The sequence below is a fragment of the Mycobacterium sp. genome (assembly GCF_025933915.1).
Classification (GTDB): domain Bacteria; phylum Actinomycetota; class Actinomycetes; order Mycobacteriales; family Mycobacteriaceae; genus Mycobacterium.
In genome coordinates, this window is the sequence record NZ_JAICZA010000214.1 from 1 (window position 1) to 6,187 (window position 6,187).

At 65.5% G+C, this 6,187-nt stretch carries 8 protein-coding genes; 3 read left to right on the forward strand and 5 right to left on the reverse strand.

Annotation, left to right across the window (positions count from 1 at the left end):
- Nucleotides 1-232 precede the first annotated feature (232 nt).
- The gene (locus Q0W90_RS22305) at nucleotides 233-793 is read right to left on the reverse strand and encodes a hypothetical protein (protein WP_297776681.1); all 561 of its coding nucleotides are present in this window, start codon (nucleotides 791-793) and stop codon (nucleotides 233-235) included.
- 100 nt (nucleotides 794-893) lie between these two features.
- On the reverse strand, nucleotides 894-1,262 hold the full coding sequence (locus tag Q0W90_RS22310; protein ID WP_297776683.1) for a GFA family protein: 369 nt from the start codon (nucleotides 1,260-1,262) through the stop codon (nucleotides 894-896).
- 64 nt (nucleotides 1,263-1,326) lie between these two features.
- Between Q0W90_RS22310 and Q0W90_RS22315 the strand changes: the two genes are divergently transcribed.
- Complete coding sequence (locus tag Q0W90_RS22315) at nucleotides 1,327-1,545, forward strand: hypothetical protein (protein WP_297776684.1); 219 nt, start codon at nucleotides 1,327-1,329, stop codon at nucleotides 1,543-1,545.
- A 6-nt stretch (nucleotides 1,546-1,551) separates the two neighbouring features.
- Here the strand turns inward: Q0W90_RS22315 and Q0W90_RS22320 are convergent, their stop codons facing one another.
- The 3 genes from Q0W90_RS22320 to Q0W90_RS22330 form a co-directional block, all read right to left on the reverse strand.
- On the reverse strand, nucleotides 1,552-2,016 hold the full coding sequence (locus tag Q0W90_RS22320) for a hypothetical protein (protein ID WP_297776686.1): 465 nt from the start codon (nucleotides 2,014-2,016) through the stop codon (nucleotides 1,552-1,554).
- Nucleotides 2,010-3,035, reverse strand: a complete 1,026-nt coding sequence (gene lipA, locus Q0W90_RS22325; protein WP_297776688.1) for a lipoyl synthase — start codon at nucleotides 3,033-3,035, stop codon at nucleotides 2,010-2,012. Before lipA ends, Q0W90_RS22320 begins: the two co-directional genes overlap by 7 nt.
- A gap of 219 nt (nucleotides 3,036-3,254) precedes the next feature.
- Nucleotides 3,255-3,866: a rhomboid family intramembrane serine protease gene (locus tag Q0W90_RS22330; RefSeq protein WP_297776691.1), complete on the reverse strand. Its 612-nt coding sequence runs from the start codon at nucleotides 3,864-3,866 to the stop codon at nucleotides 3,255-3,257.
- A gap of 210 nt (nucleotides 3,867-4,076) precedes the next feature.
- Here Q0W90_RS22330 and Q0W90_RS22335 point away from each other — a divergent pair, with 210 nt between their 5' ends.
- A complete protein-coding gene (locus Q0W90_RS22335) occupies nucleotides 4,077-5,819 on the forward strand; it encodes a peptide-N4-asparagine amidase (protein ID WP_297776693.1) in 1,743 nt (580 codons plus the stop codon).
- A gap of 161 nt (nucleotides 5,820-5,980) precedes the next feature.
- The coding region (locus tag Q0W90_RS22340) for a hypothetical protein (protein WP_297776695.1) at nucleotides 5,981-6,187 on the forward strand (207 nt) is incomplete at its 3' end.

The following is a 6,187-nucleotide window of genomic DNA, read 5'->3' on the forward strand; positions in this document are numbered from 1 at the left end:
CCGTGGCCATGATGCTCATGAGCCATCGCAGCCGGAGTGGCGAGCACCGCCGCCGCGACCAGCGCGCAGGCGACCATCAGCTTGTTGCGAAGCGAAGCGGACTTTTGCATGGCTATCGACCCTCGTGGAGACGGCTGCAGTATCCCACATTCGGGTAAATCTAAACTGAAGAGTTTTGTTATAGAAGCGCTAACCGTGCGGCCCGCGTCACAAGTCCGCAAAGGCGCCCGCATCAGGCGCCTTTGGCCGCGGAACCGCCGGCGTCACCGCCCCGGTCCTTGCGCTTGCGCGATTCCAGCAGCGCTTTCAGGTTCGCGACCGCCTGTTCGTGACTGATCGCCTTCGGCTTGGGCGCGCGCGGCTTCGGCGGCTTGCGCGTAGGCGTATGCGCAGCGGGGTTCGGCTGGCGCGGCAGCTCCACCGGGCCTGCAGGCAACCAGTCGTCGCTGAAGCGGGAACGCGGGATATAGGACGGCGGTCGCCTTTTGGCAGCACCGGCACGGGCAGCCGCAACCGCCTTCGCGGCGGTCTTGACCGAAGCCGGCCGGGCTGCAGCCTTCTTCTCCGGGGTCACCGCTTTTTTCGCGGCCGCCTTGGGCTTGGCGACCGGCGACGGCCTGGAGTTCGCGGCCGAGCGGCTCTTCGCGGCAACCGCGCGCATCTCCTTCGGCGCGGGCTTGGCGGCCTTGCGCGGGCGGGCGGCCGCCTTGGTCGACGTACTTTTCCTGGCCGCCGTCTTGCGGACTGTCTTGCCGCCCTTGCCGGCGGGCTTGCTGTTCCGTTTTGTGACCACTGCAGCTTTCCTCATGTTGTCGCTTCGCGCGCCGTCCCAGCGGGCCGGTCTGGCGAGCTTGATCGAGCGAGAGGGAACATCCCCGCTGCGCCGACGCCTGCTAAAAACTGCGTCCGTCGACGTGCCTGATGTTCAGTTCCGTCGGTTCAACGCCTTCCAGGCAGCGCACGTTTACTGCCGCCATCCGTTGACCATCCCGCTCCCCATCGGCGAACGGCGCGACGCCGCAAACCGGGCAAAAATGGTGGGCAATGGCATGCCTGTTGAACCGGTACGTGCTCATGTCGGCCTCCGGCGTGGAGAGCCGCAACGCCTCGCGCGGCCGGTACCAGAGCAGGTAGCCCTTGGGCCGGCAATGCGAACAGTTGCACTCCACCACGGCGTCGATCCCGCCATCGACCTCGAAGGCGATCCGGCCGCAATGGCACCCACCTTTCCAAGTCGTCATGTGCGTACCGCCGAGCATCATGCACGGTTATTATCGCATGAACCGGCCACGGCCGCACGTATCTTGTTGATACCCTTCCCTTCCCATGCGCAGTTTCGACGATGAACACGGCGGCCAGTGGCAGGCGGCCCTGATGGAGGCGTCCTTCGGCAACGTGTTGCTGGTGTTCACCCGGATCGGTGCACAAGGCGTCCTGCGCACCCAGCTCGACTCGGCCAATTTTCACGAGGCCCAAGGCTGGCTGGCCGAGGCCGGCGAGGATCGGTTGCGGGGGCTCTTGAAACAAGCGATCCCGTGGAGCTGAGCGGCGTCAGGCCCGGCCGGTGGAGACCGCCGAAATCCCCAGGCCGATGCCGGCGCTCAGGAAGACAAGCGCCAGCAGGACGCGGTAGGCGATGCTCCAACCGCGCCGGCGGCTGTGGCGGACGCCGTACAGGAACCAGCCGATCGCGGCGACGAACAGCAGCGTCCCCGTGGCCACGATGCCGGTTCGGTTGCAGAGGGTCCCGCCGATCACACCGGCGTTGCCGAGGTTGAACAGCGCCCATTGGGCCCAGGCCATTCCGATCGCCGGGGGCCGCTCGGCCAGCCAAGCTTGGCCCGCGCCGAAAACCCACTGCATCGCACCCACCACCAGCACCAGGTAGGCCGCCATCCAGACCAGATGCTCGGTCGGGTGGTAGGCGATGGCGGCGGCGGTCGCGCCGCCGGCGAGGACCGCCGCCGCGCCGAGCACCAGGAAGGGGGCCGCGGCGGCGACCCGGCCGCTCAGCATCGCAGCGACTGCCGGATTCCGTCGGCAACCGCCGCATCGAGGCCGACGTTGTTGTGCTCGAGCACCTGCTCGGCGCGGTAGCTGGAGCGGACCAGCGGGCCCGACACCACTTCGAGAAAGCCCTTGGCGAGCGCCATCTCGCGGTAATGGTGGAACTGCTCGGGCGTGACGAAACGCTCCACCGGCAGGTGGTTGCGGGTCGGTCGCATGTACTGGCCCATCGTCACCACGTCCACGTCGGCCGCCCGGATGTCGTCGAGGGTGCGGTCGATCTCGTCGTCGGTTTCCCCGAGGCCCAGCATCATGCTGGTCTTGACGACCGTCTGGGGCGCGTACGACTTGGCGAACTTGAGGATGCCGAGAGTCTGCCGGTAGCCGGCACGGGGATCACGCACCGGGTGCGTCAATCTTTCGACCGTTTCCATGTTTTGCGCGTAAGTGGCCAATCCTGCATCGAGAACCGTCGCCACGTACTGGTGGCGTCCGCCGAAATCCGGGGTCAGCGCCTCGACTGCCGTTTCGGGCGAGCGCGCGTGGATCGCGCAAATGCAGGCGGCGTAATGCTCCGCCCCGCCGTCCGGCAGGTCGTCACGATCGACCGAGGTCAGCACCACGTATTTCAGGTCCATCAGCGCTACCGCGTCGGCGACGCTGGCGGGTTCCATCGGATCCAGCCAGCCGTGCGGATTGCCGGTCGAAACCGAGCAGAACTTGCAGGCCCGGGTGCACACCGAGCCCATCAGCATCAAAGTGGCGGTGCCGCGGCCCCAGCACTCGGCGATATTTGGACATTTCGATTCCGCGCAGACGGTCGACAGCCTGTGGCTGCGGACGATATCGCGGATTTCCTCGTACTTCGCCCCGGCCGGCAGCTTCACCCGCAGCCACGGCGGCTTGCGATCCGCGTCGGGAAGGCCGCTCAATTTGCTGGGCCGAATTCCGTCCTTGACCGCGCGGGTGCCCTGCGGACTCGTGAACTTGCTGCCCGGCAACGGGCGCGGCGTGCTGGATTCGGTCATGGCCATTCCGGTGCGTGGGCTGACGCGGGGGTGCCGCGCGCCACAACCATCCATTGTAATGCCGCCGCAGCTTCGACTATTCAGGCTCCGCATGCAAGCAACAAAGCATTTGACCCGGATCGACGCGGATGCTCTTGATGGTATCGATCCGCGTTGATCCGTGTCGGAATTCTTCTTGGGTTGGCCGGAAGCGTCACCCGTTTACACGAGTAACCGCGCTCAAGATCCGAAGTGCGGATTGCGCAACTGCCGCAGGAAGAACGGGATGATCCGCGGCTCCATGATCACCGTGAACACGATCCCGTAGGCCGCACCCCACATGTGGGCGTTGTGGTTGATGTAGCTGCGGCCGCTTCGGTCCGCCCAGACCGAATAGGCGACGAACGCCACCGCATACAGGATCGCGGGCACCGGAATCACGAACACCAGGATCATCGACCACGGCGACAACAGGATGTAGGCGAACAGCACCGCCGACACCGCGCCCGAGGCGCCTAGGCTGCGGTAATTGGTGTTGCGGCGATTGGCGATGTAGGTCGGCAGGATCGACACCAGCAGACCCCCGAGATAGAACCACAGGAACCCGAGCGGCCCCAGGTGCTGCGCGTACAGCCACGCCATCGCACTACCGAAGAAGTACAGCGTGATCATGTTGAACAGCAGGTGCTGGAAATCCGCGTGCACCAGGCCGTAGCTCAGCAGCCGCCAGTATTCGTGCTTGCGCTCGATCGCCGGCGGCCACAGCAGCAACCGGTCGAGCAGCCCGGCGTTCTTGAAAGCCATCCACGAGACAACGCAGGTGACCGCAACGATGGCGAGCGTCAACAACATGCAGAAATCCGGCAAACGAAAAGCCCATTGTGCCAAATCACGATCGTCGGGCGTCGGGGCGGCCGGAAAAACCGTGCCCTCGCTTTTGGCGGTGCCGGCTCCGTGTTGCACATGTAAATCCCGCATCCATATGTGTAACGTTTCGGTGCATTTGGTGCTAGGCTGTCAGGGCTCCATCCGGGGGAATCTCTCGCCCAACAGGAGAACGCCATGTCCAAAGCGTCGCGTACCAGATCTCCGCGTCTTCCCATCATCCTGGCCACAACCGTTTTCGTCGCGATGAGCGCCGCCGCTGCGATGGCGCCGGAACCCATTGTCGGGCCGCCCATCGCCATCGGCGAGACCGGCGTCGCGGTCGCCGACCCGCTGGTGCCGGTGCCGCCGGAAACGCCCTGCGTCGTAAAGCTCTACACCGCCAACTCGCCCACCGGCACCTTCGACGATTATTCGGCCCACCCGTTCGATTACTCGCCGCCAGCCGGCTGCGCGGGTCCGTGGAACAAGGTGGTGTTCAAGGCCGATTTCAATGTCACCACCGGCCGCCAATTCGACCGCACCGCCAGCGTATGGGTGGGCGGCGTCAACCTCTACTTCGGCACCACCCCGGAACCGTCCGCGTCGCGAAGCCCGAGCTGGCACGTCGAGCGCGATGTCACCGAGCTGTCCTCGTTGCTGATGGCTCCGCATCCCGGCGACGCGGTCGTCTACAACATCTACAACAGCACCTACAACGGCTCGATCACCGGCAGCGCCGAACTCGACTTCTATCCGGCGACACCGGAATTCCCGGCACGACGCGTGCCCGATCAGGTGCTTTCGCTGGGCAGCGATCCTGCCGGCAACACCGTTTCGATCTATACGGACCAGACGCCGATGTCGCGCACCTTCACCCTGCCTACCAATATCGATCGCGCGTATCTGGAAGTCACGCCGGAACCACAATCGGGCGACGAGTTCTGGTATTCGTGTTTTCCCGAGCCGTATGCGTCGCAGTTGAATGACTGCGGCGGCACCGCCTTCCGCGAAGCCGAAGTCGCGATCGACGGCAAGCCGGCCGGCATCGTGCCGATCTCGGGATGGGTGTACACCGGCGGCGTCGACCCCTACCTGTGGCGACCGATTCCCGGAGTGCAGACGCTCGAGTTCGAACCCTACCGCATCGACATCACGCCGTTCGCCGGCCTGCTGGACAACGGCCAGCCGCACACGATTTCCGTGAGCGTGGTGACCGGAGATCCGACCTTCCAGAACAACAGCCAGCGCTTCGACACCGCGGCCACGCTGCTGCTGTACCGGGACGCCGGCGTGTGGCAACTGACCGGGGCACTGACGCAGGACGCCGACTCGGGCGTGCATCCCGTCCAGCAGAACACCGCCAACCCCGACGGCATCCACTACACCTTCGATGTCAGCTCGCATCACAGCCTGGTGACGCGCGGCTATCTGGATACGCCGCACGGTCGGGTCTCCTCGAATGTCGTGCAGGACGTGCGTTTCAACAACCGCCAGCAGGTAACCAACAGCAACACGGCCTTCGTGCAGGACATCACCCAGACCAGCACCGCGTTGCAGCGTTCGTATGGTCGTCCCTACGACGATGGCCCGGCGAATGCCACGGCGAACTGGGCGTTCCCGTTGACGATGGACATCAACTTCCAGGTCGCCGCGAACGGCAGTCAAACCCAGGCCACCACGGTCGCCCAGAACTTTTCGCTGCAATACAGCAAGGCCGGCCCGGGCGGCCACTTCGCCTTCAGCCGTCAGCAAACGGACAACACGAGCGACACCCTGAACTTCGATCCCACGGGCAACTTCACCGGCCCCACCGGGCAACAGGCCACCCAGAGCTACACCTTCAAGGCCTCCAATGGCGCCTGCTACAGCCGCACGGTACAGGCCGTCGCGGGTGCAGTGACCTCCGTGAAGGACGGGAGAGCGTGCCGGCAACGGTGACGGACGCCACCGCCGGACAGCCGTGGCCGCGGCGCTTGCAGCGGCCGCGGCTACGCCGCAAGATACGGGATGCCGCGAAGAGCGCCGGGGACGCTCCGCTTCCCGCTTCGTTCCGTCCCGCGTTCCGCGCGAGCCATTCCCATCCAGCGCGAGGATCTCCCATGTCAGCTTCCGGCCTTTCCCGTTTCGCTGCCGCCGCCACCCTAGGCATCGCCGCTGCCTGCCTCGCGCTGCCGGCGTTCGCCGACTCGCCGGTCGCGGTCAGCTTCCAGGCGAACAATCCGTGGACGCAGGAAATCGGGAGCGTCGACCGCTACAACGATTCGCACGAGTACTCGGTCCAGGTCGAAGCCGGCAAGACCCTCCAG

Bases quoted from the DNA above. Each gene is read 5' to 3' on its own strand.
- Q0W90_RS22310 (WP_297776683.1), bottom strand. From the start codon at position 1,262: ATGATGCTCGGCGGTACGCACATGACGACTTGGAAAGGTGGGTGCCAT.
- Q0W90_RS22315 (WP_297776684.1), top strand. From the start codon at position 1,327: ATGCGCAGTTTCGACGATGAACACGGCGGCCAGTGGCAGGCGGCCCTG.
- Q0W90_RS22320 (WP_297776686.1), bottom strand. From the start codon at position 2,016: ATGCTGAGCGGCCGGGTCGCCGCCGCGGCCCCCTTCCTGGTGCTCGGC.
- lipA (WP_297776688.1), bottom strand. From the start codon at position 3,035: ATGACCGAATCCAGCACGCCGCGCCCGTTGCCGGGCAGCAAGTTCACG.
- Q0W90_RS22330 (WP_297776691.1), bottom strand. From the start codon at position 3,866: ATGTTGTTGACGCTCGCCATCGTTGCGGTCACCTGCGTTGTCTCGTGG.
- Q0W90_RS22335 (WP_297776693.1), top strand. From the start codon at position 4,077: ATGTCCAAAGCGTCGCGTACCAGATCTCCGCGTCTTCCCATCATCCTG.